The organism is Acinetobacter sp. D009, assembly GCF_038562025.1.
GTDB lineage: Bacteria > Pseudomonadota > Gammaproteobacteria > Pseudomonadales > Moraxellaceae > Acinetobacter > Acinetobacter pittii.
The window spans coordinates 1,922,166-1,948,189 of sequence record NZ_CP151886.1 but is presented as its reverse complement, the minus strand read 5'-3'; the positions used below and the strand labels follow the sequence as shown (position 1 = coordinate 1,948,189).

General features: G+C 37.3%; 26 protein-coding genes. 20 read left to right on the top strand and 6 right to left on the bottom strand.

Annotation, left to right across the window (positions count from 1 at the left end):
* Positions 1-8: 8 nt before the first annotated feature.
* The 9 genes from AAC388_RS09225 (at position 9) to AAC388_RS09185 (ending at position 8,526) form a co-directional block, all read left to right on the top strand.
* Complete coding sequence (locus AAC388_RS09225) at positions 9-413, top strand: energy transducer TonB (RefSeq protein WP_064784142.1); 405 nt, start codon at positions 9-11, stop codon at positions 411-413.
* Positions 414-517: 104 nt separating this feature from the next.
* Positions 518-1,177 (top strand): YajG family lipoprotein, encoded by a 660-nt coding sequence (locus AAC388_RS09220; protein ID WP_064784143.1) that lies wholly within the window; start codon positions 518-520, stop codon positions 1,175-1,177.
* A gap of 440 nt (positions 1,178-1,617) precedes the next feature.
* The gene (locus AAC388_RS09215; protein WP_069030449.1) at positions 1,618-1,956 is read left to right on the top strand and encodes a hypothetical protein; all 339 of its coding nucleotides are present in this window, start codon (positions 1,618-1,620) and stop codon (positions 1,954-1,956) included.
* Between the two features lie 238 nt (positions 1,957-2,194).
* Positions 2,195-2,707, top strand: a complete 513-nt coding sequence (locus AAC388_RS09210; RefSeq protein ID WP_064784145.1) for a hypothetical protein — start codon at positions 2,195-2,197, stop codon at positions 2,705-2,707.
* 111 nt (positions 2,708-2,818) lie between these two features.
* Complete coding sequence (locus tag AAC388_RS09205) at positions 2,819-3,655, top strand: DUF4882 family protein (protein ID WP_098713190.1); 837 nt, start codon at positions 2,819-2,821, stop codon at positions 3,653-3,655.
* Positions 3,656-4,087: 432 nt separating this feature from the next.
* Positions 4,088-4,504: a hypothetical protein gene (locus AAC388_RS09200; RefSeq protein ID WP_064784148.1), complete on the top strand. Its 417-nt coding sequence runs from the start codon at positions 4,088-4,090 to the stop codon at positions 4,502-4,504.
* A gap of 466 nt (positions 4,505-4,970) precedes the next feature.
* Positions 4,971-6,392: a GntP family permease gene (locus AAC388_RS09195; RefSeq protein WP_057076942.1), complete on the top strand. Its 1,422-nt coding sequence runs from the start codon at positions 4,971-4,973 to the stop codon at positions 6,390-6,392.
* A 33-nt stretch (positions 6,393-6,425) separates the two neighbouring features.
* On the top strand, positions 6,426-7,211 hold the full coding sequence (locus AAC388_RS09190; protein ID WP_342370495.1) for a 3-hydroxybutyrate dehydrogenase: 786 nt from the start codon (positions 6,426-6,428) through the stop codon (positions 7,209-7,211).
* A gap of 328 nt (positions 7,212-7,539) precedes the next feature.
* Entirely contained in the window at positions 7,540-8,526 is a 987-nt protein-coding gene (locus AAC388_RS09185; protein WP_032006173.1) for an AraC family transcriptional regulator, read from the top strand.
* 69 nt (positions 8,527-8,595) lie between these two features.
* On the opposite strand, the gene AAC388_RS09180 is transcribed toward AAC388_RS09185, so the two are convergent.
* Together AAC388_RS09180 and AAC388_RS09175 are read right to left on the bottom strand one after the other, a co-directional pair.
* Positions 8,596-9,939, bottom strand: a complete 1,344-nt coding sequence (locus AAC388_RS09180; RefSeq protein WP_108010508.1) for an MFS transporter — start codon at positions 9,937-9,939, stop codon at positions 8,596-8,598.
* Positions 9,940-9,955: 16 nt separating this feature from the next.
* Entirely contained in the window at positions 9,956-11,209 is a 1,254-nt protein-coding gene (locus AAC388_RS09175; RefSeq protein WP_342370494.1) for an OprD family outer membrane porin, read from the bottom strand.
* Between the two features lie 327 nt (positions 11,210-11,536).
* On the opposite strand from AAC388_RS09175, the gene AAC388_RS09170 reads away from it, so the two are divergent.
* From AAC388_RS09170 to AAC388_RS09150, 5 genes are read left to right on the top strand one after another with little or no spacing between them, the layout of a single operon-like run.
* Positions 11,537-12,787, top strand: coding sequence for a dienelactone hydrolase family protein (locus tag AAC388_RS09170; RefSeq protein ID WP_342370493.1), 1,251 nt, complete (start codon positions 11,537-11,539; stop codon positions 12,785-12,787).
* Between the two features lie 12 nt (positions 12,788-12,799).
* Complete coding sequence (locus AAC388_RS09165) at positions 12,800-13,585, top strand: SDR family oxidoreductase (RefSeq protein ID WP_342370492.1); 786 nt, start codon at positions 12,800-12,802, stop codon at positions 13,583-13,585.
* A 43-nt stretch (positions 13,586-13,628) separates the two neighbouring features.
* Complete coding sequence (locus AAC388_RS09160; RefSeq protein WP_342370491.1) at positions 13,629-14,867, top strand: styrene monooxygenase/indole monooxygenase family protein; 1,239 nt, start codon at positions 13,629-13,631, stop codon at positions 14,865-14,867.
* Positions 14,868-14,895: 28 nt separating this feature from the next.
* Positions 14,896-15,426, top strand: a complete 531-nt coding sequence (locus AAC388_RS09155; protein WP_342370490.1) for a flavin reductase family protein — start codon at positions 14,896-14,898, stop codon at positions 15,424-15,426.
* 52 nt (positions 15,427-15,478) lie between these two features.
* The gene (locus AAC388_RS09150; protein WP_342370489.1) at positions 15,479-16,426 is read left to right on the top strand and encodes a transporter; all 948 of its coding nucleotides are present in this window, start codon (positions 15,479-15,481) and stop codon (positions 16,424-16,426) included.
* A 54-nt stretch (positions 16,427-16,480) separates the two neighbouring features.
* On the opposite strand, the gene AAC388_RS09145 is transcribed toward AAC388_RS09150, so the two are convergent.
* The 4 genes from AAC388_RS09145 to antA all read right to left on the bottom strand — a co-directional run bounded on the left by AAC388_RS09145 (position 16,481) and on the right by antA (position 20,933).
* Positions 16,481-17,533, bottom strand: a complete 1,053-nt coding sequence (locus AAC388_RS09145; RefSeq protein ID WP_078220804.1) for an AraC family transcriptional regulator — start codon at positions 17,531-17,533, stop codon at positions 16,481-16,483.
* A gap of 450 nt (positions 17,534-17,983) precedes the next feature.
* Entirely contained in the window at positions 17,984-19,018 is a 1,035-nt protein-coding gene (antC, locus tag AAC388_RS09140; RefSeq protein WP_342370488.1) for an anthranilate 1,2-dioxygenase electron transfer component AntC, read from the bottom strand.
* Between the two features lie 5 nt (positions 19,019-19,023).
* On the bottom strand, positions 19,024-19,515 hold the full coding sequence (antB, locus tag AAC388_RS09135) for an anthranilate 1,2-dioxygenase small subunit (RefSeq protein ID WP_100290068.1): 492 nt from the start codon (positions 19,513-19,515) through the stop codon (positions 19,024-19,026).
* A gap of 2 nt (positions 19,516-19,517) precedes the next feature.
* Complete coding sequence (antA, locus tag AAC388_RS09130; RefSeq protein ID WP_342370487.1) at positions 19,518-20,933, bottom strand: anthranilate 1,2-dioxygenase large subunit; 1,416 nt, start codon at positions 20,931-20,933, stop codon at positions 19,518-19,520.
* 220 nt (positions 20,934-21,153) lie between these two features.
* On the opposite strand from antA, the gene AAC388_RS09125 reads away from it, so the two are divergent.
* The 6 genes from AAC388_RS09125 (at position 21,154) to AAC388_RS09100 (ending at position 25,645) form a co-directional block, all read left to right on the top strand.
* Positions 21,154-21,504: a LysR family transcriptional regulator gene (locus AAC388_RS09125; protein WP_342370486.1), complete on the top strand. Its 351-nt coding sequence runs from the start codon at positions 21,154-21,156 to the stop codon at positions 21,502-21,504.
* Positions 21,505-21,685: 181 nt separating this feature from the next.
* Positions 21,686-22,471 carry a molybdate ABC transporter substrate-binding protein gene (gene modA / locus AAC388_RS09120; protein WP_342370485.1) on the top strand — a complete coding sequence of 262 codons (786 nt, stop codon included), beginning with the start codon at positions 21,686-21,688 and terminating at the stop codon, positions 22,469-22,471.
* Positions 22,468-23,160, top strand: a complete 693-nt coding sequence (gene modB / locus AAC388_RS09115; RefSeq protein ID WP_068929874.1) for a molybdate ABC transporter permease subunit — start codon at positions 22,468-22,470, stop codon at positions 23,158-23,160. Before modA ends, modB begins: the two co-directional genes overlap by 4 nt.
* Positions 23,161-23,164: 4 nt before the next feature.
* Positions 23,165-23,785 (top strand): ATP-binding cassette domain-containing protein, encoded by a 621-nt coding sequence (locus AAC388_RS09110; protein WP_342370484.1) that lies wholly within the window; start codon positions 23,165-23,167, stop codon positions 23,783-23,785.
* Positions 23,786-24,144: 359 nt separating this feature from the next.
* Positions 24,145-24,915, top strand: a complete 771-nt coding sequence (locus AAC388_RS09105) for an SDR family oxidoreductase (RefSeq protein WP_342370483.1) — start codon at positions 24,145-24,147, stop codon at positions 24,913-24,915.
* 67 nt (positions 24,916-24,982) lie between these two features.
* The gene (locus AAC388_RS09100) at positions 24,983-25,645 is read left to right on the top strand and encodes an isochorismatase family protein (protein WP_342370482.1); all 663 of its coding nucleotides are present in this window, start codon (positions 24,983-24,985) and stop codon (positions 25,643-25,645) included.
* Positions 25,646-26,024 lie beyond the last annotated feature (379 nt).

Below are 26,024 nucleotides of genomic sequence, written 5' to 3'. Positions count from 1 at the left end.
CATACATTATGAAAAAAATTATTTTAACTAGCTTATTGTTTATTTTATTGGGATGTGCGAGTAAATCTATAGAAAGTTTAAATAGTAATTTAGCTCTTAAAATTCCACAAAAAATTGATTCAGAAAATTCTTACTATAGAGTTCCTGAAACTTTTAAAGTTTATTGGGTAAAAGCTCCATCACTCACTACTTCAAGTGCAGAGCTTGCAGGACGAAATAGACTTGTAATTTTAGATGTTAAAGCTGATGAGTGGGGAGTAATTACGGATGTTGTTTTAAATCGAAGCTCTGGGCTACCAAGTCTTGATAAAAAATCTATTGCTGCTGTTCAGTTGGCCAGGTTGAAACCTTATAAAATAAATGGGAAATATGTTCGTTTCAATGTAACTCTACCTCTGCTATTCACACTTTAAAATTATTCTAATATTGATAAATTTTCAAACGATATATTTCTTTATGTGACATTTAGTAACTATTTTGTTAAATTAAGTGAACTTTATAACAAAAGGTAAAAACCGTGAAGAAAGTATTGGCTACTACTTTAATTGCTTTAAGTTTAGTGGGATGTGCAACTTCAAGAGGTCTAATTGAAATACCCCAAGGCCAAAAACTAAATCAATCTCAAGAAATAGTAGCACAAGGCAAATCGATTATAGTCAATGTTGAAGATGATCGAAAATTTCAAGACAAGCCTGCATCTGCTGATATTCCATCTTTAAAAGGTGAGCAATCTCATGCTACAGCAGAAGAAAAAGCTCGAGCTGTTGCCCGTAAAAGAAATGGTTATGGAAAAGCTTTAGGGGATATCCTTTTAAAGGATGAGACTGTATCGCATTTGGTTGATAAACGTGTTTCTCAAGCATTGCAACAGTCTGGATATAAAGTTCTCGATAATAATACCAATAATGAAGCTAATGCTGATCTGATACTCAATATTAAAATTAATAAATTTTGGTCGTGGTTCCAACCTGGATTTGCTTCAATAAAAATTCATTCTGAAATTGATACCGAGATTTTAGATGCTAAACACCCTAACCGTCCGCCATTTAAAATCTATAGTAAGGTAACTAGATCAGCTCAAGTAGCGAACGAGTCAAAGTGGGTTGAGAATATTGACAACGTGCTCAATGACTACGAAAAGAAACTGATTGTCGAGCTTTCTAAACAAAGTCAGTAACTTTCATTAAGCATTTGATATTTCTTTAAATTAAAAAGCACCTTAGGGTGCTTTTTTGTATCTTAGTATTTTAATCCATAAGTGGTATTAATGTTAAGAGATGTAGAAAAGTGAGGTAAGAATTACAAACAACTTTTGTAATGAATTGTGGTAGATTTTTAATAATTAAGATTTTGATAATATTTTCGTATACCATTACTTGATTAAAAAATAATTAAAATTTCTCAGGTAAAATTGAATGAATAAGATAGCCGGAATTTTGATAGTTGCTCTTCTATTTTGTATTTTTGCTAACTGTGAAAGTTTCAAATTATTAAAATTTGATCAAAACACAAGTGCTAAAATTAACAAAACTCTTCCTAAAAACTAATCCATCTAAGGATATTTTTTTTATATCTTAAACCTTTAAATTTTATTTATTAATAATAAAGGGTAATTTCATGAGAACAACATTAATTGGAGCTTTATTCTTAACGTTTGGAGCCTCGGTAAGTGCCGCATCGAAAATTGAAAAAGAGGAAACAAAAAATTTTTCAACAATGAAGCAATGCATTGAATGGTTAGATTCTAAATATCCAAATAGTAAATGGCATGATAACAAAGGTACTTCTTGGAAATTAGAAAATAACAATTCAAATTTTTTATCTGGGTTTACTCATATTCCTAGTGAGGAAAATCAAAAACTTATACATTCGATTGCCATTTATTGCAAATTAAAAGAAACAAGCACCGACGGCCTATTCTATGAAGGAAAGTATATCGTTATAGAAGCTATTTAAACTCAAATTTTGATTGATTTAACCCACTCATCAAGTGGGTTTCTTATTATCTAGAATAAAGGTTGAAGCTGCGCGAAACTTGCGTATACATATAGATGCTCAAAGCTTTTAGGTTACTTAACTTATCAACTACTTCAGTAAATTTTCCCAACAGAGCACATCTGTGTTGTTAGCAAAAGTATGATAAGACTCAGTATCATCAGTACAAGTTGCAAATTTAAGTTAAGTAAGATTTAAGTTGCCAATTATTTTTAATCTAATAAAATCGTTTTTTTATTTTCTAATAGTATATATGTCTTATACAACAGTACATATGCGGCATACAAGTAGTGGGTCAAGTAGTTCTAGAGATGCCAAAGATGTATTTATAACTGATTGTCGTAATAATTTTGATTTTAGTCAAATTACTCCTGAAAAAATCAGTAAATTAAGTAAAGAAGATCAAAAGTATTTTTATAAATGTGATGATGCAATCAATAACAAATTAGCTTTAGATTCATTAATTTATTACTCATCATTTATTTTACCTATTATTTGTATCCTTATTTTTATAAGAATAGGTAAAAAGCATTATCGAATTGCTGAAGAAAAAATTAAGAATGCGAAATATCCTGTAATTTTTGCTAGAAAACCAGAAAATAATCCTTCTAATTCAATGGAGATCGCGCTAGTAATCGGCGGTGTATTAGCAGTGCTAATCTATATATTAATTTATATCGTTCATATTATTGTAGTAGAAATTAAATATTGAAATTACATAATAGAAATTTTTTAAAGAATTAAAAGTTACCGTTTATCAGTTTTTAATCAATCTTTTTATATGCTTAGTTATACTGTTTGCGCAAATAAAAAGGAAGATTACATGAATAAAATTATTTTGGGTTTATTAATCGGCAGTGGAATTTCAGTAAATACTTATGCTGCCTGTACTTATAGTTTTAATGCAACTCAGGCTCAAATCGATGCGGCAAATGCAGCAGGAGGAAGGTCGATTAAATTAATGTCTCCAATTAGTATTGCTGAGCAAAAAGGTACGGCAACAATTGGTTATATAGGAAGTACACCAGCTGACCAAGTTGTAACTTCGGGTAAAATGATAAGTCTACCTTCTATTCAGACTACTTTAGTTGATAAATCAGTAGGAGGAACAAATATTATAGCAGCAGAGTTTATATTTGATGTTTTAAATATTAAAAACATCACATTAGGAGATAGCCATGAAATTCAACAGCTAGCCTTCAATATATTAGGAGCTTCTAATTTAAAAAATGAAATTAGTTTAGATCTTGGTTATGGGTTAATTAATAAAGATGCAAATTATGCTGATGGAAGTTATGTGACACTCACGGGAGCAAGTACTAGAAGAGATAGTTCTGGTTCAGTAGTTGCAAAGGAGCTTGATCGAAAGGTAATCCCTGTTACTGTGCCAACAGATGGCAAAGTTAGAGTTGGGCTTTATTTTAATCAGGTTAGTAAACAAATGGGATATATCATCAATGGTACAAATTATGGATACCTTAACTTACTTACTGAAAACTCTTTAAAAAGTATTGGATTTAAAGGGGCGGGGATACAATCCCCAAATCCTAATTCTAAATTTCTAGGTAAAACTGTTTCAGTCCAGTTAATTACTAATAAAGCAAATATGCAGTTTACGTATCCAACAGGTACCACTGATATTTGTGGAAATGCGAGTTAAGAACGATTTTAAAAGGAAAAACCACTCCCATCTGAGTGGTTTTTTTATGGAGAAATTTATAGGGTGGAAGAGAAAGAAGCCGACTAGTTTTAGTCTAATGGCAATCACTTTAGATTGGGTAAGACAAGTAACTGTCAATCATATACAAGTTTTTACTGATATTGCTTAAAAAAAGGATTCAGTATCCAAATGCACCAGATCTTAAGGTTTCAAAAGCAGGTTTGTGGTGTCGAGTAACGATCGCTGATGGACCTATTCCTGTAGTTGGAGTTGCAGATAATCATTGTACTCGTCGCATTGGTAGGGCGGCCATTCAGAAAATAAAGAGTAAGTCAGGATTAAAAAAATTGTAATAACAATTGAAAAAACCTTTTGATGGTTTTTCGTTTTCTAAGATGTTAAATTTTACACATTATTAAAATGGATAATTTCATGAAAAAAATTATTTTTTTAGGATTAGTTCTTGGTTTATTTGGGTGTTCAACAGCTCCAGTTGTTTCGAATACAGCGAAACCAATACCTAATGAGAGAGTGTACAATCAGAACTACTTAAAGAAACAGACTCCTGAACAAGCAAAAGTTACATTCTTAAGAGATAAAGGTTTTCTAGGATCTGGCTGTACTCATGATATTTATGTAAATAACGAAAAAGCATTCTCAATTCGCTCAAACGAAATAGCTACCATTTATCTTGAGCCTAAATATTATATCTTTAGATTAGAAACTGGTGGCGGAATGTGTCCAAATATTGCAACTTCCCAAGAAACAGAAGTCAAATCAGGGGCAGAGATAGAATATCGCATTTTACTTCCATCCGACTTTAATTTAAGACTAACTCGAATGAAATAAGAAAGTAAGATCTTTTATCTAAAGCAAACAAGCAATATTAGATTTTAATTAAACCCACTCGTCATTAAGTGGGTTTTTCTTACTTACTAATAGATATTAATCTAAGCCAAGAAAATATTTATCAAATTATTTTAAAAAACATATTATTTAATTATCTTTATTAAATAATATGTTGGGTATTAATTTAATTTGCTCAACAATTAATAAGTTTTATAAAATAATAATAGCTTTTAAATAATAAAATTTTACCAACAAACCAACTTAAATATTTGTATTATATGTATATTTTAAAATTTAAATAAATTACATTGTTTTTAAATATTTTAGTGATATTTTATTTTTAAGCTCATTTACCTCTTACCACACATGGATATTGTGATTTTTATCATTATAGGTTTGGGATAACCTAAATATCTTTTGGTAATTTTATTGAACCTAATATCTATTCTTTAGGGAGAAGGAATATATGTGGGAATTATTTGTAATTCTACTTTCGCTTGGGCTGTTGATGTATACAGCTTACAAGGGTTTTTCAGTCATTCTCATGGCACCAATTTGTGCCTTACTCGCTGTTTTACTCATTAACCCAGCCAATGTCTTACCATTTTATTCGGGTGTATTTATGCCCAAAATGGTGAACTTTATTAAAGATTACTTTCTTGTATTTTTACTCGGAGCAATTTTCGGTAAAGTCGTTGAAATGTCAGGAATTGCTGAGTCTATTGCACGAACCATTGTGAGATGGATTGGAGCAAAAAAAGCAATTTTAACCGTTGTATTGTTAGGTGCAATTTTAACATATAGCGGTGTAAGTTTATTTGTTGCTGTATTTGCCATTTATCCTTTTGCAAACCAGCTTTTTAGACAAGCTAATATTCCAAAACGTTTAATTCCGGGAACTATCGCGCTTGGTGCATTTACATTTACTATGGATGCATTGCCGGGTACGCCACAAATTCAAAACGTAATTCCAACTACATTCTTTGGCACCAATATTTATGCTGCACCATTTCTAGGAATTATTGGCGCTATTTTTGTTTTATGCATGGGTTTGGCTTACTTAGAATGGCGTCGCCGAGCTGCTGCAAAAGCAGGCGAAGGGTACTCTGGTTTTGGCGCAGACAATACACAGCCTCAAGAAATTGAAGCCGATATGAACTTACAAAATAACGGAAGTACGGCGCGTCAGTTTTTAGCTTTTGTACCTCTTATTCTTGTTGCTGTAATGAACAAATATTTGTCTAAAGCAATCAAAGAGTGGTATCCAAATGGTTTTGATTTTGCCGCAGTTGGATTAGCGGATTACACCGTAGATGTTGCAAAAACTGGTGCGATCTGGGCAGTGGGTCTTGCGCTGATTGTTGGAATTATTTCTGCAATTTTATTTGATTATCAACGTGTAGTGACGAACTTCAAAGAGGGCATTAATGCCAGTATTGGAGGCTCACTTTTAGCAGTGATGAATACGGCTTCTGAGTATGGGTTCGGTGCAATTATTGCGTCATTACCGGGCTTTGCTCTGATTAGCCATGCAATGAGCAGTACCTTTACAAATCCATTAGTAAATGGGGCCGTAACGACAACCGTTTTAGCAGGTATTACCGGTTCAGCTTCAGGCGGTATGAGTATCGCTTTAAGTGCGATGGCTGAACAATATAACGCCGCGATTTTAGCTGCGGGTATTCCACCAGAAGTCATGCACCGTGTGGTTGCGATGGCGTCAGGCGGTATGGATACACTTCCGCATAATGGTGCTGTTATTACTTTACTGGCTGTTACTGGGTTAACCCATAAACAATCGTATAAAGATATTTTTGCGGTTACGGTAATTAAAACGTTAGCGGTATTTGTGGTGATTACAGTCTTTACCGTAACGGGTATTGTTTAAATCAGCGCGTTATAAGTATTAAGGAGTAAATAAATGACAAAACTTTTAGACGGTAAGGTCGCTTTTATTACAGGTTCTGCAAGTGGTATCGGTCTAGAGATTGCTAAGAAATTTGCTCAAGAAGGTGCCAAAGTTGTCATTTCTGATATGAATGCCGAAAAGTGCCAAGAAACAGCGAACTCACTTAAAGAGCAAGGTTTTGATGCATTATCTGCACCATGTGATGTAACCGATGAAGATGCTTATAAACAAGCCATTGAGCTTACTCAAAAGACTTTTGGTACGGTTGATATCTTAATTAATAATGCTGGTTTCCAACATGTTGCACCTATTGAAGAGTTTCCAATTGCTGTTTTTCAAAAGTTAGTTCAAGTCATGTTAACTGGGGCGTTTATTGGTATTAAACATGTTTTTCCAATTATGAAAGCTCAAAAATATGGTCGTATTATTAATATGGCCTCAATTAATGGCTTGATTGGTTTCGCTGGAAAGGCAGGTTATAACAGTGCTAAACACGGCGTAATTGGCCTAACAAAAGTTGCGGCATTAGAATGTGCACGCGATGGTATTACGGTAAATGCTCTATGCCCGGGTTATGTAGATACACCGTTGGTTCGTGGGCAAATTGCAGATTTGGCTAGAACCCGTAATGTAAGTTTAGACAGCGCACTTGAAGATGTGATTTTGGCAATGGTTCCTCAAAAGCGTTTGCTCTCTGTTGAAGAAATTGCTCACTATGCGATTTTCCTTGCGAGTAGCAAAGCAGGTGGGGTAACCGGCCAAGCTGTTGTTATGGATGGTGGTTACACCGCTCAATAATTTAAGTATTTTATAAAAGCCGCTTATTTAAAATAGGCGGTTTTTTTATTCATTAAAAATTTATGATAGTCTGCTGTTCAAAATAATGATTTATCTCTACTCTATTTCTTTATAAAAAATCTAATAAAATAAGTTTATTAAAGTATGAAATTATACTTTAAAGGTATTTAACTTATTTCTATTTTTAAAATTTAATAGAGTATGAGAAAGTAATCTTTACTCTCTTTCTTGATTCGATATTTTTCACGAAAACTCGTCAATTAAAGGATATTAATTGGCATACAAGTTGCTTTTTAAGCAATAAGTTATTTAGCTAGGTGAAAAGGATATGATATCACTCAGCCAACAGATGGAACTCAATCATTATTCACGCAAAGCTGAATTTGCGCAGAATTTGATGTCCACAATTTGTGGTGAACACCGTCTAGATACAATTTACAAAGACACTCTCGATTTTCACTATGACGGAATGCGTTTGCCTAATAAAAAAATGGCGATCGGAACAATCAGTTATGGTGCAAATGTTGCCATCAACATCTCAAATTTAAAAGCTTATAGCATTAGTTTGCCTATACAAGGTCGACAAGCTCTCAACATTCGTGGTGCTCATTATCAATCTGATGAAAACAGAGGCCTTATTGTTTCTAATAACGATCAGCAAGATTTGATTATTGATAAAGATTGTAGAAAATTTCAGGTGGTTATTCCTGAGCGAAGTATGCAGATTGTCCTTGCAGATCTACTCAATAAACCCGTAGAAGTACCTATTATTTTTAATCCTGAAATGCATTTGGACTCTGAGCAACTGATTGGTGCATGGTGGAAGAATATTCAAAATTTTTTACAGCTAAAATCGCAATATAGCAATTTTTATGGTTTGCAGATGTTATCTGAAGACTATGAAAATTTTGTAATTAAAGCCTTACTATTATCTCAAGAAAACAACTACTCGGAAGCCTTAAAGTCGCTGTCACATCAAGATGAGCCAGCTTATATACGTAAGGTTCGTAATTTTATTATTGAACATGCGCACGAGGAAATCTGTGCAGAAGATTTGCAGCGTTTGGCTGGGGTTTCAAAATCAAAATTGTATGATGAATTTCAACAATACTACGGCACCAGTCCAATGTCATATTTAAAAAAATATCGCCTCCAACAAATTTACAAAATCCTGAGTACCACAGGTGCAGATAGAAAGGTTTCTATTTCAAAGCTTGCGTATGACTGGGGCTTTAACCATTTAAGTCGTTTTTCTCAAGAATATCGTGAAGAGTTTGGTGAAAATCCAAGTGAGACCAAAGGCAAAATTTTCTGATATTTAATTTTCCCATTAAAAAAACTGATTTAGTTGCCTAAATCAGTTTTTTTATTTATCGATTGATATTTATAGACTTTCTTCTAGCTTTAACACTTGTTTGTTTTTAGATTTCTCATAAATCACTTTCAGGCTAAGTGCAATAAATGAGATGAAGGTTGGTAGTGCGAGAATAAAGAAAATACCGCTTAAGCTTAAGTTAAAAGTGAAAATGAGCGAGCCAAAGAAAGCGCCTAAAATTGCACCGATACGACCAATACCATGCATCCATGAAACACCAACTGCACGACACACTGCTGGATAGAACATAGCTGCAAGTGGCAGTAATGAAGATTGAGCGCCTGCGAGTAATGCACCAATTAAGAAAATAGTAAGACCTAATAATAAAATATTTGAGCTTACTAGACCTGCAACAATGAATAGGCCGAAGGCAATCAGATATGAATATTTAATGACTGTGGTTGGATTCAGTTTATCCATATACCACCCCATAATGGTTGCGCCAATCACACCACCAAAAGGGAAAATCGCAGCAATTAAACTAAACTGTTGAGTACTAAAACCTGCTGTTTTTAAAATCGTTGGCATCCAGCTTGTTAAAAGATAGAACACCAAAAGACTGGTAAAGCAGCAAAGCCAAAGCATGCTTGAACCCCACAGATATTTTCCTAAAACCACTTTAACCGGATTTTCATCTGATGCAGTTTCAGCTTGAGTTAAAACAAGTTTTACCGGCTCTTGAAAAGAATGACCTTGAATATTCTCTAATATACGCTGTGCTTTGTCTTGTTGATGACGTGTGATTAAGTATTGAGTTGATTCAGGTAATTTAAACAACAAAGCAACCACTAAAATTAAGGGAATGCTTCCGCCAATAATAATCACTTTGGCCCAGCCATAGCTTTCTAACAGATAAGCTGACAGGACACCGCCACAAGAAATACCCAGCATAAAACCACAGCCAGCAAGGCCTGTAAGGAATGCTTTACGTTTTACAGGCATATACTCAGAAACAATCGTACTGATGTTTGGCATGGCTGCACCTAAACCAACACCTGTAATAAAGCGATAAATCATTAAGTCTTGGGTTGAATTAGCAAAGCCACACAAAATCGTAAATATGGAAAATAAAAGGCTTGTAACAACAATAACGCCTTTACGGCCAAACTTATCGGATAGAGGCCCAGAAATAATTGCACCAATCGACATACCGACTAAAGCAGCACTTAAAACTGGAGCAAGCTGAGGCTTGGTAATTCCCCAATCATCGAGCAATGCTGGAGCAACAAAACCAATAATTCCTGTATCTAGACCATCACAGAAGAAGACAAAAAAGCCTAGGATAAAAACCATCCACTGTAATGGAGACAGTTTTTCGCGATTGATAATCGTGTTTGCATCTATCGTTTTCATAGGTATTCCTTATTCATTAAAATTTTTTGCTGTAATTGACGAAGAAACGGTTTTCTGAGAAATCGTTTCCATGCTTAACGTCGTAATTGATGAAGATGTACTGAAGAGCTAAACCTTTGAGAAAAGGCTGTTGAAGGGCATAATTGACAATAACGTTTGCTTCACTTTCTTTGTTTTTTAAGCCATCTGCTGTTTTGAAGTGATCGCCGTATACATACTTCAAAGTGGTATTTAGGCCCGGCACATGATCTTTAAAGTCATAGCCATAAATGAAGTGATAAGACTTTTCATCTTGTTTGAAGAAACCAGTCGTATTCCAGTTAATGAAATAAGTTTCAGGCAAGAAACCATCAGGTAGTGGGTAGGCAGACTCGCCAATAATTTGTTGATAACCCAAACCAAAGCTGTGATTTTTTATTTTGAGCGTTTCTAATAAACCTACATTTTGCGCATCGATGTCAAAAAGGTGTCCATTATCTTTGGCATTGAAATATTTGAATTTTGAATTAACTGAAAAATTAGAATTTTTCCATAGGTGGTCAATGCCGACATAATGTTTGTTATATAAATCCTCCATATTTCCAAAGTAATATTCACCCTTCAACGTAGGCGTAAATTGATAGCGAAGATCTATGTAGTTAAGTCCATCGGAGTAACCAGTCACACCTTTTGAAGTAAAAGAAAATCGATGAAAGTCTTCTTCATTTCGCGGTGATACTTTTTCAATACGGCCAATTTCTGCGAAAAGCTTATCGTTTAGCTGGCTCTTAAGATTAGCTCCCCAATAAGACGTCAGGAGTTGCCGACTTGCATCTACTGTGGTTACGGGTAAATCCAGCCATAGTTCACCAATGCTGAGTAGTGTCTTGTTATAGCCTAACTTTAAGGTCGCGCCATATTTTAGATAATCAGGTGCTTGTGATTGCGTGGCTTTATCAAAAGGTAATACCGTATCTGCAACATGTTTATCTTGGCTTAAACGAACCGCATATTGTGCTGAAGCATTTGCGCCAATTTGAATTGGGGTTCCACCAATTTCTAACGGCGTATCATGCATATTTGAGTTGTAAAATAGAGAAACTGATTGTGACCAGCTACCTGTGTCTTTTACATCTGGATTGTCATAGTTTCTGTCTATATATGCATTTTTTGATGTAAATTTCCATTCTTCATCCGCTGAATAAGCCTGAGTAGAAAATGCACTACAACATAAAATATTGATGAGCATTAACGTTTTTTGTTGTCCATAAATTGGCCATGGTCGATGCATAAATAAAACGCCTTAATTTAGAAAATGACTGGGCTTTTTTTATGTAATCAAACGAATTACATGACTTGATTGAACTATTTTTAGCCAATCGTCACTATCCAATAAGTCCTAATCTTCATCCATTTTTTCCAAATTAGATAAAAAGTATTAATTTAATTTTTTAATTTAAAGTTATGAAATTTATTAGTTTTATTATTTTTAGTGTTTTATCCATTTTTATTGATTTTGATAATTGCGCAGAGATTGGATAGTGCTTGCAGCTTTTGGACAGCCTAAAAAAATATTCGGATAGAAGATAAAGCCATAACAATGTCAGGAGTTGACACTATGGCTGGTCAAACCGTTCAAATTAAAACAGCATCTGGAAAGCAGTTCAGTGCATATCTAGCGACACCAGAAACAGGAAAAGGACCTGGAGTGGTGCTTTGTCAGGAAATCTTTGGGGTGAATGCGGCCATGCGAGAAAAAGCAGAATTTCTTGCAGAAGAAGGCTATACCGTTTTAGTTTCTGATTTATTTTGGCGTGTAGCACCTAATATAGAACTGGGTTACACACCAGAAGATTTTCAAAAGGCTTTCGAGCTTTATCAGCAATATGATGAAAATCTTGGGGTTGAAGACATTCAGGACAGCTTAGCTTTTTTAAAGACTCGACCAGAATGTGACACCTCTACAGGTCTCGGCGTAGTGGGCTATTGTTTAGGAGGAAAGCTTGCATATCTTGCAGGCTGTCGACTTTCTGAAGTGGCATGTGCCGTAGGTTATTACGGTGTAGGCATTGAAAAAGCCTTAGATGAGTTAGCCAACGTAAAGGGGCGTTTGGTTTTACATATTGCAGAACTGGACCAATTTACACCGCCAGATGCGAGGCAAGCGATTGTCAATGCAGCCAACCAATATTCAAATGTACAAGCCTATGTTTACGAAAGTGTTGATCATGCTTTTGCACGCCCAAAAAGCAATCATTATCACAAACCTTCAGCGCGCTTTGCCCACGAGCGTACAGTAACAGCTCTGCATGAAACGATTGGGCCGAAATATGACCTAGTTGCACTATGGGAAGAGCATATTCGGCATGAGTTCGATACGCGTGATGTCCCAGCAACCTTGGCAACGATGGTCGCAGAACCTTATGTCAACCATATTCCAACTTTAACTGGTGGTGTGGGTCAAAGCCAGCTTGCTCGTTTTTATCAATATCACTTTGTTCATCAAAACCCGAAAGATATGAAGATCACTTCGATCTCTCGTACGGTTGGCTCAACGCAAGTGGTAGACGAGTTCATTATGAGCTTTACCCACGACGCTGAAATTGACTGGTTATTACCTGGTGTAAAACCGACTGGTAAATACGTCGAAATTCCAATGTTAGGTGTAATTCAGTTCAGAGGTTCAAAGTTATGCCATGAGCATATTTACTGGGACCAAGCGTCGGTACTCGTTCAAATTGGTTTATTAGATCCGACAGGCTTACCAGTTGCAGGTGTCGAGACAGCACGAAAACTTCTTGATGAAGATCTTCCTTCAAATACGTTGATGCCATCTTGGTCAAGTAGTGAAGGCAAGCCAGTCAATTAAGGAGTATTTGCAATGAATATAGATTTAAAAGGAAAAGTCGCTGTGGTGAGCGGCGGCGCAACACTCATTGGTAAAGCTGTTGTACAAGCTTTGGTATGTGCTGGTGCTCATGTCGCTATCTTAGATATCGATGCCAAAGGCAAAGCGATTGCAGAAAGCTTTAACCATGACGTGATGTTTATTCAAACCGATTTAACCAGCGATGCGGCTATTCAACAAGCTGTGGCAGATATTCATCAACATTTAGGTGAAGTGAGTTACTTGGTGAATTTGGCATGTACCTATTTAGATGATGGTTTTAAATCTTCACGTCAGGACTGGTTACAAGCACTAGATATTAATTTGGTCTCTACAGTTGAGCTGAGCCGTGCTTTATACCATGACCTAAAAAAGCAGCAAGGTTCAATCGTTAATTTTACTTCAATCTCGGCCAAAGTGGCACAAACAGGGCGCTGGCTATATCCCGTGTCTAAAGCCGCGATACGTCAACTCACACAAAGCATGGCAATGGATTTTGCTGCCGATGGTATTCGCGTCAACTCCGTTTCACCGGGTTGGATATGGTCACGTGTCATTGCAGAAGTCAGTGGTAATAACCGTGAAAAAGCCGATAGCGTGGCAGCCGATTATCACTTGCTAGGCCGATTGGGTCATCCCGAAGAAGTCGCCAACGTGGTTTTGTTTTTAGTGTCACCCGCTGCGAGTTTTGTCACCGGAGCAGATTATGCGGTCGATGGCGGATATTCAGTGATGGGCCCTGAAGGATCACAGCCCGCTATTCCACGTTTAGCCGAATAGCACAGCGTTTTAAAAGCACATTTAGAAAATTATGGAGAAGATTATGCGCCGTATCGCAATTGTTGGAGCAGGACAGTCTGGTTTACAACTTGGTTTAGGCTTATTAGATACAGGCTATGACGTGACAATGATCACCAACCGAACTGCCAATGAAATCCGCCAAGGTAAAGTCATGTCAAGCCAGTGTATGTTTCATACCGCTTTACAAACTGAACGTGACTTGGGACTGAATTTTTGGGAAGAACAATGCCCAGCAGTAGAAGGCATTGGGCTGGCTTTAGTCAATCCTGAAAATGGTGGTAAAGCATTTGAATGGAGTGCTCGTCTTGAGCGTTACGCTCAATCGGTCGATCAACGCGTCAAAATGCCATATTGGATGGAAGAATTTGAACGCCGTGGCGGTCGATTGGTAATTCAGGATGTTGGAATAGAAGAGTTAGAACAACTCGCAAACGACTACGAGCTTGTATTACTCGCGGCTGGTAAAGGTGAAGTCGTTAAACAGTTTGAACGTGATGATGTGCGCAGTGTTTTTGATAAGCCTCAACGCGCTTTGGCTTTGACCTACGTCAAAAACATGAAGCCAATTTCACCTTATTCACGTGTGACTTTTAACATTATTCCTGAAGTCGGCGAATACTTTTCATTTCCAGCACTTACCGTTAATGGGCCTTGCGACATCATGGTGTTTGAAGGTATTCCAAACGGTCCAATGGACTGCTGGCAAGATGTCAAAACACCCGAACAGCATCTGCAATGCAGTTTGAATTTACTCAAGAAATTTGTGCCTTGGGAATATGAACGTTGCACAAATGTTGAGTTGACCGATGCAGGCGGATATTTGGCTGGACGTTTCCCACCGACCGTACGTAAACCCGTTTTGACATTACCGTCTGGCAAGAAAATTTTTGGGATGGCAGATGCCTTAGTGGTGAATGATCCGATTACAGGTCAGGGCTCAAACAATGCTGCTAAGTGTAGCAAAATCTATTTCGATGCCATTTTAGCCAATGATAATCAAAGTTTTAGCGAACAATGGATGGTTCAAACCTTTGAGCGTTATTGGGCCTATGCAGAAAAAGTCGTGGCTTGGACGAATAGCCTATTATTGCCACCACAGCCTCATGTTGTTGAACTATTAGCAGCCGCAAGCCAAAACCAGAGCATTGCTTCAATTATGGCCAATAACTTTGATGACCCGTGCTCTTTTGCCCCTTGGTGGTTTGATGCAGATCAAGCTCAAGCATTCTTGGCCTCAAAAACCGCAGCAAAAGTGGCTTAAGGTCAAAATATCAAAGGGAGAATTAAAAATGGACACAATTGAAACTTTAGCTTTACAAGAGATTAATGCTGAAAATCCAAGAGAAATCCGTAATTTACTTGGTCAGTTTGCAACTGGCGTTACCGTGATTACAACTCGTGGTAAAGATGGTCGAAAAATAGGAATGACCGCCAATTCATTTTCGTCGCTGTCTTTAGACCCACCATTAATTTTGTGGAGCCTTTCAAAAACAGCGCCAAGTTTGTCTGATTTTGTTGAAGCAGAATATTTTGCCATTCACATGTTGGCGCAGGAGCATCATCAGCTTTCGGGACATTTCGCTCGAGGTGCTGAAGACAAATTTGCAGGCATTGCACATCAACAATGCAATGCAGGCGTTCCAATTTTATCCGATGCACTCGCAACCTTGGTTTGCCGCAATGTAAATCAGTATGAAGGTGGAGATCACCTGATTTTTATTGGTCAAATTGAACAATACCAACAACGCCAAGGTGAACCATTGGTATTCCACGCAGGAAAGTATCGGATTGCCGCAGAGCATCCAGAATTAGCACATTAATTCACCACAATCACGATCAATCCGGTCGTGATTTTTTATAGGAAATAAGAAGATGAAAAGCACTTTAATTAAGCATGGATTTTTAGCAGGGACATTGTTGGGTTTGCCATGGGTTACACATGCCTATGATTTACCGACCGTAAACTTAGGTATGACCAGCTTTCTCGATGGTGGTTTACCCGCAGGGCCTGGCTGGTATGCTCAAACCTACTTTCAAAATTACGATAGCAATAAACTGATTGATGCCAATGGACAAAAATTAGGTTTACCTAAAACAGATTTAAATTATCAAGTACTGGTTGAGCAGATTAGTTATTTATCGAATGTCCGAGTAAAAGATAAAGCCAGTCTAGGTATGAATTTTTTAATTCCTTTTGTCAGTAAAATGGACATGGATGATGGCTTGAATAATGCTGCCATTAAGGCCCAAAGCGGCTTTGGGGACATTATGATCGGACCTTTTATTCAGTTCGATCCAGTCATGGGTGCACAAGGACCGAAGTTTGTACATCGTTTTGAGTTTCAGGTGAATTTACCTACGGGCGAATACGATCGGCAAAAAGATATTAACCCCAGTAATAACGCTGTTTCATTTGACCCTTATTGGGCTGCAACGTATTGGTTTAATCCTAAATGGACCGCATCCACACGTATCCATTACCTCTATAACTTTAAAAATGATGACCCAAGCTATGCATTTGCTGGAGCAAATGATATGCAGGCAGGGCAAGCAATTCATGCAAACTTCGCAACAGACTATGCCATTACTGAACAGTTCCGCTTAGGACTAAATGGTTATTGGCTAAAACAAGTCACGGACACCGAAGTTGATGGTGAAAAAGTCAAAGGCCGACGTGAACAAGTCTGGGCGATTGGTCTGGGTGCGATGTATAGTTTTTCTAAAAATGATCACTTGGTTGCAAATGCTTATTTTGAGCAAGATGCTGAAAATCGACCAGAGGGAACACGACTACAAGTTCGTTATGTCCATCATTTTTAATTCATAAAAAAGCCTTTTATATCAAAAATATAAAAGGCTTTTATCTATTTTAGTTTAAGAAAAAGTTGAAGTAATTAAGCCTTCACTGTGACCAGATCGGCGAGTAGACGAAGGTAACTCACCATAACGGCGTTTATATTCTTGAGAAAAACGGCCTAAATGGCTAAATCCCCATTTAAATGCAACGTCTGTGACCGATAGATTTTCATTGTGCATCAGCTCTAAATGGGCTTGCTCAAAGCGTAACTCTTTTAAATAAGACATTGGGGTTGTCCCCAAATAATTTTTAAAACCGGTAAATAGCGTTCTCACACTCACGCCTGCATGTTCAGCCAAAATTTCGACATTAAGCGGCTCATGTAAATGTTCTTTAATATAGGCTTCTGTGCGCTTTACGAAATAAGGAGAGACTGTTTTTTCTTTATGCTGGTCTATTTTATGCAACGCATTATTGGGTTGACCATAAATAAGTGCATTAAACAAATTTGACTCAAATTGTTTAAAGGCTAAAGGATGATGAAGCGGGTGTTGATCACAGGCTAAAGCATCCATCAAGGTTCTAACGAGCTGTAAAAAATAGGCTCCACTTTGTGTAGAAAAGTCTAATTTTGGGTCGAAAACGAGTAAGTTATTTTCTGAATCAGCAATATGCTGACGGCAATGATACGTAAAATCATCCTTTGAAACTTTTAGAATGAGCTGTGGTGAGTTCGCATGCCAGCGCATGCGTAAAGATTGCTGTGGAGAAATAAGCGAAGCAACTTGAGAATAAGAAATAAACTTTTGTGAACCAAACTCGATTTCTGCGTAGCCTTGAGTTGGAATTTGAATTAGGTAAAAGTTATCCAGATGATCTGGTTCAATAATGACATCCGCGCCATATTCCAAGCGACTAATAGACAATGCGCCTGTTTTAACATGGTGCATGGTTGCACTGAAATCTCGCTTCTGCTGAGAGATTTTAAGATCATGCGGTTTAAAAATTTGGCCTACATTTCGGCAAGTTTCGCTTAAATCGTGGTGATCAAACACCAGATTATGATTGGTAAAGATAGACTCATTTTGAAAATGACGCCCACTGAGTTCTGGGGAGTTGGCTTGGTTCATATTTATCCCTTTTGGCTCACTCCTGTATTTACTTGTATTGCGAAAGCTTTAAAACTTCGCTGCACAGCAAGTAAATACGGCACTTAAAAAATTAAGTTACTCGCAAATTACAATGAGATATAAGCAAAATACAGACCAATTTAACCGCTAGTTAATGTGATTTTCTCAAATTTTTACATCGGATTTTGTCCATCAATTTAGTAAATTCGAGAAATAGAATAGGGGGATATAAAAGGTGCTATAAGTTAATCTCATCATGATCTTATTCCTTAAGATCCATCAAAATTTATAGCAAATCCGAGCGAACTGGTCAATTTATTTTGTCGGAATTAATTATTTTATATTATTGATATATAAAAACTTTTAATTTAAATGCAAAAATTCAATATACCCCTTATAAGAGTATATTGAATGATTTCAGGTTTAGTGGTTTTTAAATTATTTTATACTTCAACGTGATGTATTGCTCTGTAAAAACTTCTCGCTGTAAATACGGTAGTTTTGCAGAGCTTGCTCATCCAACCAATTTTTCACAGCTTCAATCATTGGTGGTGGGCCACATAAATACATATCAAAAGCCTGTTCAGCCAGTTGATCCTTATTTAAGTGCTCATGGATATAACCAGCTTTACCTTGCCAAGCTTCCGTTGCCTTAGTCACAATCGGGTGATAACTAAAGTTGGGTAGCTGTTCTGCATAGGCATGTAAACGCTGTTGTTCACACAAGTCGGTTTCACTATTTACGCCGTAGTACAACTGAACTGCAGGTGAGTTAGGTTGATCAACTAAGTTATCAAGCATTCCCAAGAAAGCTGATAAACCAGTTCCACCTGCCACAAAAACCAGTGGTCGCTCTACTTCACGTAAATAAAAACTACCAAGCGGCGCTTCAATAAGTAGGCTTTGTCCAACCTGACAACGATCACGTAGGTAATTACTCATAACACCGTCTGGCAAGAGACGAATCAAGAATTGCAATTGATTGGTTGCGTTTGGTCTATTTGCAAAAGAATAAGAGCGCCAGTCTTCAGTATCTGGAATTTGCAAACGAGCATATTGACCCGGCAAAAACTGAAGCTGTTCAGCATGACTGCTCGCATCAAGATGTAAGATTGCTGTTGTTTCAGAAACCAGCTCAACCGCAGTCACTTTGGTTTCAATTTTTAAGGTATCACCAGCGTTACAGATAGCAGAATTATGATCGAAATAAAAAGCTGCATCTGATTTCACTCGTGTTTGGCAGGCTAACATTTTTCGCTCAGCCAAATCACGTTCACTTAATGCATCTTCATCGACATATTCTTGTTCATAAATTCCAGTTTCACACTGTCCCTGACAGGTACCACAAACACCTTCACGGCAGTCTAGCGGGAGGTTAATTCCTTGGCGAACCGCTGCATCAAGCAGCAATTCATCGTTATTTACCGAAATGAAAAAGGTTTTGCCATCGGCAAAGTTAAGTGCAACTGAATGTCCCATTTTCATTCCCCTTAAACGTGATAGAAGTCTAAAACGGAATCAATTTTGTCATTCAGCAAAATGCTATGCTGACGACGAATGCGGAAACCATCTGCTGTTTGGCGTAAAAGATAAGTAGCGTGTCCGTAAAAACAGCCTTCTAAACCTTGACGGTTATAAAGCGTTTGCCATGCAACTTTTGCTTCAATTAATCCATCATCCAGTGTTTTAACTCGAATGTTATTTATGCTGTGCAAAGTACGTGGTAAAGGTGTTGCCGAGGCTGCTTTTCCTGTACGAATACGGAATACACGGTCTTCGAGTCCAGTGCGGTCTGCATAATAAATATAAGACAAGCCCTGATTTGGATCTTGAACATAGTTATGGTCATCAATCCACTGTGGAATATGATATTCACTATCTTCATCGTAAAGCTCTAGATAGGCATCCCAGTCATAAGCATCACAAAGCTCTGCTTTTTTGTACAAAAACTGAGATACAGCAAAATATAGTTCTTGTGACATGGTTACACCTCATCCATTACAGTATTGTTTTCAAAAGTAATATCCTGCATTTTCAAGGCTTTCTTGTTTAAGCCGTCGAGCATTAGACGTTGCCAGTGCCCATGTTGATTTACATAGAGTCCTTCATGGGTAAACTCACGGCCAGTAATGACGGGTTGAATGCCTAAGTCTTGTGAGTTTTTGGTCGCGCCATATTCCCAAGATTGACAACCACGCGAAATATCGCTCCAACGTTCCAGCCGTGCCTGAAAACCTTTTTGCTGTTCACGGAATTCAACTAAATCGTCCGGTGTACCAAGGCCCGATACATTAAAGAAATCCTCGAACTGGCGAATACGGTTACGGCGCGCTTCTGCAGATTCACCTTTAACGCCAATACATTGACTAATGACTTCAGTTTTATTCCATGCCACAGGGCGAACAATACGAAGCTGAGAACTAATTTGGTCCATAAAGAATAGGCTAGGGTACAAGTTTAAGTTTCTTAAACGATGCATTGCCCACTCAGCATATTTGTCGCCATATTTTTCGACCATATACGGCATAACTGTGCTGTAACCCGGACGAACTGTTGGATTCGGCATATCACTAAACAATACGCTATGGCCATTTTTGAAGCTGAACCAACCATCGTCAGTTTCTGAGTCACCGGCACCTAACTTGCTGTAGTCAAGCGTATCGAGTTCTTCACCTTTTGATGCATTGACTTGTTGACGGTGTTGAACTGTAGAGACATAGTTATAGTGAACTGTGCTGACATGGTAGCCATCTAAGCCATTTTCATTTTGCAGCTTCCAGTTACCTGCAAAGGTATAAGATGACTTGCCTTGTAATACTTCGAGTTCACCTGTTGGCGACTGGTTAACCATTAAATCAAGGAACAGTTTTGCATCGCCCAAAAAGTCTTCAAGAGAATCTGTTGCTTGAGTATCAAGGCTGACAAATACGAAACCACGGTAGCTGGCAATACGACCTTGTTTTAAGCCACGGCTTGATTTATCAAAATCTTCACAATATTCGCTAGGTGCTTTGACTTTCACCAAACGACCATCTGACTTATAGCACCAAGCATGGAAGGGACAGGTAAATGTAGACTGATTGCCTTTAGCAACGCGTGTTAAGGTCGCACCGCGGTGTTCACAAGCATTAACCATGGCATGTAGTTCGCCTTTACCATCACGGCTCACAATAATCGGTTGACGACCAATTTGAACTGTTAGGAAATCATGATTATTTGGAATCTCACTTTCGTGACATGCATAAATCCAAACCTTTTCAAAAATAAGTTCCATTTCCAAGTCAAATAGCTCAGGCTCGGTAAACATATTTCGTGCAATACGAAACACGCCTTCGTTAGGACGGAAGTCGATACATCCATCTATAAAATCATTCCATTGTTTTAAATTAGATGAGGTCATTGCTCAATCCTCCAATCAATCAGCTTTTAACTGATTGAACCGCGATTAGACTTTGGCCTCTATCCGTTTTTTCCAGATCTTTATCCACTTTGTGCAGTTTTGATTTTTTAATAAGACTCTTTTTAAGAGCTAATCGAGATTTAAATTTGTATATGTCTTAGCTTGTTAAACTTCCCTATAATGTTAGCGAGCATAAAATAAACTTTTGTGAACTAAGTCTATGAAAGAACAAAACTTAAAATTACAAATTAGAATTCTTTTAGAGCAGAGCATTGCGTTCGGTCCGGGTAAGGCAGACTTACTTGAAGCAATTGAGAAAACGGGTTCGATCTCACAAGCTGCAAAATCTATGAATATGAGCTACCGCCGTGCATGGCAGTTGGTCGATACGATGAACCAGTGCTTTGAAACAGCTTTAGTTGAAACTCAAACAGGCGGAACACATGGCGGTGGGGCAGCCGTTACAGCTTTGGGCCAGAAAGTCTTACAGCATTACCGTCAAATGGAAATCAATGCTCGACAAGCTTTAGAACATGATTATCAAATTATGAGTAGCTATTTAAAGAAATAAGATGAGGAATACTTTATAAATCAAAGAATTTAAGCGCGAATCAGTTTTATCTACCAATAGTTTTCAGTTGCTCAGAAAAAATATCCATCTTTATAAATAATTTCTACTTTTCATCGTCTATGGTTATCGCTATATTCTTGGGTATATATCGCTGCAAAAAACGACAAAAAGGTAAAGCATAATGGTAAGTGATACGAAGATAAAAAAGTTGGCTTTAGCCTGTTCGGTGCTCAGCATAGGATTGGTCATTAATGTTCCCACTAAGGCTGAATCGGTTACCGTTTATGCAGCAGCGAGCTTAACGAATGCGATTAACGATTTAGAAAAAATTTACGAAAAACAAAATAAAGTAGAAGTAAAAACTTCATATGCGGGTTCATCAACCTTAGCGAAACAAATTGAAGCTGGGGCACCCGCCGATATTTTTATTTCAGCAGATACACAGTGGATGGATTATCTGCAAAACAAAAAATTAGTTGCAACAAATGATCGTATAAATTTATTAAGCAACCGTCTGGTTCTAATTACCCCTAAAGGGCAGTCACTAAATGTAAAACTAGACAAAACCAACGATCCAAACAAAGTGTTTACAGGCAAGATTTGTACAGGGGATACCAAAAGTGTGCCTGTAGGAAAATATGCTAAACAAGCTTTTACCAATTTAGGCTGGTGGAGCCGTATTAAGCCAAAGTTAGTTGAAACAGAAGATGTTCGAGCAGCACTAAACTTTGTTGCGCGTGGTGAATGTCAGGCTGGGATTGTCTATGCAACCGATGCGGCGATTAGCAAAGACGTGAAAGTAGCTGGTGTATTTCCAGAAAATACGCACTCACCAATTATTTATCCTGTAGGTTTGATTAAAAAGAATCCGAACTCAATAAAATTCTATCAATTTTTACAAAGCAACCAAGCTAAAGCTGTCTTTAAAAAATATGGCTTTAGCGTGTTGGCTCCAGCAAAACCATGATGTTTTCTTTAACTCCAGAAGAACTCAGCGTGCTACAACTTTCTTGTAAGGTTGCAGCAAGTTGTCTTGTGGTCAGTATTATTCCTGCGATTTGTGTGGGATGGTTTTTGGCACGTAAAGAGTTCTGGGGCAAGTCATTCATTGAAACATTGGTATTTTTACCTTTGGTGCTACCTCCTGTTGTACCTGGCTATTTGCTTTTACAAGTTTTTGGCAGCCGCGGTATCATTGGGCAATATTTGGCGCCACTCGGAATTGATTTTGCATTTAACTGGAAAGGCGCCGTTCTTGCTTCAGCAGTAATGGGTTTCCCGTTATTGGTGCAATCTATTCGACTAGCAATTGAACTGGTCGATCAGCGTTTAGAAATGGCAGCAAAGACATTAGGTGCCTCATCTTTAGGGGCATTTTTTCATGTCACTTTACCTCTTGCCAGTAGTGGTATTTTAATTGGTGCTATTTTATGTTTTTGTCGCAGTTTAGGTGAGTTTGGTGCCACCATTACCTTTGTGGGTAATATTTCAAATGAAACACGGACTTTGCCTTTGGCTATGTATAGCCTAATGCAACAACCTGATACAGAGACGGCTATTCAACGGCTTATTGTTTTATCGTTAAGTGTGGCTTTTTTAGCGCTATGGTTTGCACAGTGGTTTCATCGTTATCAAAAGAAGCGTTTAGGACGGTGAAATTATGTTGATTGATTGCCGTTTCCAGCTACAAATGGGCCAATTTCATATTGAACCTAGTTTTCAGTCAGATGCTTCTGTTATTGGATTATTTGGTGCCTCTGGGTCAGGTAAAACATCGATTTTACATGCCATTGCAGGGCTGAACACTCCGCGTAGTGGACTCATTAAAATACAGGGCCAAACATGGTTTGATTCAGATCAAAAAATTAATTTGAGCGTGCAAAAGCGGCACGTTGGATTGGTTTTTCAAGATGCTCAGCTTTTTCCCCATAAAACGGTAAAGCAAAACTTATTATTTGGTCTTAAGCATCTTTCCCAACAAGAATGTCACTTTGAAGCAGATTATATTATTGAGTTATTAAAGTTAGACCACTTATTACAACGTATGCCTATCAAACTATCAGGAGGGGAAAAACAGCGCGTGGCACTAGGTCGAGCATTGCTATATTCACCTAAGCTGTTACTACTTGATGAGCCATTATCAGCACTAGATGCGAATCATAAAGCTGAAATTATTCCTTTTTTTCAAAAAGTAAAACAGGAAATAAAAATTCCAATGATTTATGTGAGTCATGATATTCAAGAAATTAAACAACTGACTGAAACAATGTGGATTTTATAATTTTTCATTTTTTATATGCATTTCCAAACTTACAAGAGTCGGAGTTATAGAGAACTCATTCTGGGCCTGCGGGAGATTGAACCCTAAAAAGTTACTAGGTTTGATAAACCATAAATTTGATTCTAGCCGAATAAATCAAAACCTGCCTTATTGAAAATGATTATTAATAATAAAATATTCTTGACCTTTAAATTTAATAAAATCAATATAAAACAATATTTTAATTCACAATCCTAAGCTGTAACTCATTTGTATACGATCATAAATTAATCTTTTATCTTAATTTGCTCTTGATAAGAATGATAATTATTTGCAATTATATTTATAGATTTCTTTATAATATAAATTGGAGTATCCACATGCGCTCTACCATCGTGGTCACAGGTGCTGCAAGAGGGATAGGAGCGGCTATTGCCAAGCAACTACTAGATCAGGGCTATCATGTTATTGGTATTGACCGACAAGAAAATCCTAAACAATGGGATATCTGCAAAACAATGACGTCAGATCAATCTTCACAATGGCAAGGCATCTCACAAGACATTACCCATCAACAAGAAACACAAACTTTAATTTCAGGGCTGTTAGAAAAATACGAAATTACGGGGTTAGTAAATGCAGCAGGAGTATTAATTATGCGCTCCATGCTTGAAGCCAAAACGGAAGATTGGGAAACACTTTTTGCGGTCAATGTCATGGCGCCTATTGCGATCAGCCAACAAGTTGCTAAACATTTTTGTGCAAAAAGGCGGGGTAGCATTATCACTATTAGTTCAAATAGTGCGCGTATGCCACGTATGCAACTTGGTATGTACGCCACCACTAAGGCTGCACTAAGTCATTTTTGTCGCAATTTGGCACTTGAAATCGCACCTTATCAAGTCAGGCTGAATATCGTTTCACCTGGATCTACTCTCACTCAAATGCAGCAACAACTCTGGACTGATAATACACCTCCACCTGCAGTAATTGATGGTGATTTGAGTCAGTACCGAACAGGTATTCCTTTAAGAAAACTCGCGCAACCAGATGATATTGCCAATACCGTGAGCTTTTTACTTTCGGACCAAGCCGCCCAAATCACGATGCAAGAAATAGTGGTAGATGGGGGAGCTACACTTGGGGTCTAAAGATTACTTCCGCACAATAACCATCTGAAATTAAAAATATTTTGAAAGATAGAAAAGGAAAATACTAATGAGTATTCCAAAGATTGCAAGTTACAGTATGCCTCAAGCCCATGAATTTACTCCCAACAAAACAAATTGGCCATTGCATACCAGTCGAGCTGTTTTATTGGTTCATGATATGCAGCAATATTTTTTAGATTTCTATGACTTAACTCAGGAACCTATTCCAGAACTCATTAAAAACACCAAAGCATTAATTGATGCCGCTCGTCAATCTAATATTCCGGTTGTTTATACAGCACAACCGGGCAATCAATCACCTGAACATCGACAATTATTAACTGATTTTTGGGGACCTGGTTTAAAGAACGAGCCGAGCTTTACGCAGATTTTGCCAAAAATTTCACCTCAAAAAAATGATACGGTTCTTACCAAGTGGAGATATAGTGTTTTTAAATTTTCACCTCTCGAACAACTCATGCGAGAATCTGGTCGCGATCAACTGATTATCTGCGGGGTATATGCACATATTGGTTGTCTTATGAGTGCTGCTGAAGCTTTTATGCTAAACATCCAACCATTCTTATGTGGTGATGCACTAGCTGACTTTAGCCGCGAAGAGCACGATATGGCATTAAAATATGCCAGTACACGATGCGCTCAAGTCATGACAACACAACAAGTGATTCATGCATGGATGCAAGAACAAGATGCACTATCCTTAGCATAATAGTCATTTAACTTATTCTATTTAAAATATAAAAAGCAGATCATCGATCTGCTTTTTATATGGGTGGAAATGAATACTTATTTAGTAATATATAATGGTTATCATTATGTATTTGATAATTACTTAATATTGAATATTAAAACTTATATGTATATGATACACCGCTAAACACAAATGATAATATTTATCATGTGTTAATCATTATATATAATAAGGTCGAAAAATGACTTAATGAAGAGGGTCGCAATATGGTTCAGCTCAAGAATGCTTTTATTCGCCAAGCGCGTACATGTAGATAGTGAGGTAGGAATAATATTAAATTATTCAGAATCTTATAATCAGCTCAAAGCTTATTTATAGGGTAATAAGCTCTGATTTA

Excerpts from the sequence above, each read along its gene's own strand:
- modA (WP_342370485.1), top strand. The coding sequence starts at position 21,686 with ATGGTAAGTGATACGAAGATAAAAAAGTTGGCTTTAGCCTGTTCGGTG.
- antB (WP_100290068.1), bottom strand. The coding sequence starts at position 19,515 with ATGTCACAAGAACTATATTTTGCTGTATCTCAGTTTTTGTACAAAAAA.
- AAC388_RS09225 (WP_064784142.1), top strand. The coding sequence starts at position 9 with ATGAAAAAAATTATTTTAACTAGCTTATTGTTTATTTTATTGGGATGT.
- AAC388_RS09195 (WP_057076942.1), top strand. The coding sequence starts at position 4,971 with ATGTGGGAATTATTTGTAATTCTACTTTCGCTTGGGCTGTTGATGTAT.
- AAC388_RS09215 (WP_069030449.1), top strand. The coding sequence starts at position 1,618 with ATGAGAACAACATTAATTGGAGCTTTATTCTTAACGTTTGGAGCCTCG.
- AAC388_RS09155 (WP_342370490.1), top strand. The coding sequence starts at position 14,896 with ATGGACACAATTGAAACTTTAGCTTTACAAGAGATTAATGCTGAAAAT.
- AAC388_RS09175 (WP_342370494.1), bottom strand. The coding sequence starts at position 11,209 with ATGCATCGACCATGGCCAATTTATGGACAACAAAAAACGTTAATGCTC.
- AAC388_RS09170 (WP_342370493.1), top strand. The coding sequence starts at position 11,537 with ATGGCTGGTCAAACCGTTCAAATTAAAACAGCATCTGGAAAGCAGTTC.
- AAC388_RS09165 (WP_342370492.1), top strand. The coding sequence starts at position 12,800 with ATGAATATAGATTTAAAAGGAAAAGTCGCTGTGGTGAGCGGCGGCGCA.
- AAC388_RS09205 (WP_098713190.1), top strand. The coding sequence starts at position 2,819 with ATGAATAAAATTATTTTGGGTTTATTAATCGGCAGTGGAATTTCAGTA.
- AAC388_RS09145 (WP_078220804.1), bottom strand. The coding sequence starts at position 17,533 with ATGAACCAAGCCAACTCCCCAGAACTCAGTGGGCGTCATTTTCAAAAT.
- AAC388_RS09190 (WP_342370495.1), top strand. The coding sequence starts at position 6,426 with ATGACAAAACTTTTAGACGGTAAGGTCGCTTTTATTACAGGTTCTGCA.
- AAC388_RS09150 (WP_342370489.1), top strand. The coding sequence starts at position 15,479 with ATGAAAAGCACTTTAATTAAGCATGGATTTTTAGCAGGGACATTGTTG.
- AAC388_RS09185 (WP_032006173.1), top strand. The coding sequence starts at position 7,540 with ATGATATCACTCAGCCAACAGATGGAACTCAATCATTATTCACGCAAA.
- AAC388_RS09180 (WP_108010508.1), bottom strand. The coding sequence starts at position 9,939 with ATGAAAACGATAGATGCAAACACGATTATCAATCGCGAAAAACTGTCT.
- AAC388_RS09200 (WP_064784148.1), top strand. The coding sequence starts at position 4,088 with ATGAAAAAAATTATTTTTTTAGGATTAGTTCTTGGTTTATTTGGGTGT.
- modB (WP_068929874.1), top strand. The coding sequence starts at position 22,468 with ATGATGTTTTCTTTAACTCCAGAAGAACTCAGCGTGCTACAACTTTCT.
- antA (WP_342370487.1), bottom strand. The coding sequence starts at position 20,933 with ATGACCTCATCTAATTTAAAACAATGGAATGATTTTATAGATGGATGT.
- AAC388_RS09160 (WP_342370491.1), top strand. The coding sequence starts at position 13,629 with ATGCGCCGTATCGCAATTGTTGGAGCAGGACAGTCTGGTTTACAACTT.
- AAC388_RS09125 (WP_342370486.1), top strand. The coding sequence starts at position 21,154 with ATGAAAGAACAAAACTTAAAATTACAAATTAGAATTCTTTTAGAGCAG.
- antC (WP_342370488.1), bottom strand. The coding sequence starts at position 19,018 with ATGAAAATGGGACATTCAGTTGCACTTAACTTTGCCGATGGCAAAACC.
- AAC388_RS09100 (WP_342370482.1), top strand. The coding sequence starts at position 24,983 with ATGAGTATTCCAAAGATTGCAAGTTACAGTATGCCTCAAGCCCATGAA.
- AAC388_RS09105 (WP_342370483.1), top strand. The coding sequence starts at position 24,145 with ATGCGCTCTACCATCGTGGTCACAGGTGCTGCAAGAGGGATAGGAGCG.
- AAC388_RS09110 (WP_342370484.1), top strand. The coding sequence starts at position 23,165 with ATGTTGATTGATTGCCGTTTCCAGCTACAAATGGGCCAATTTCATATT.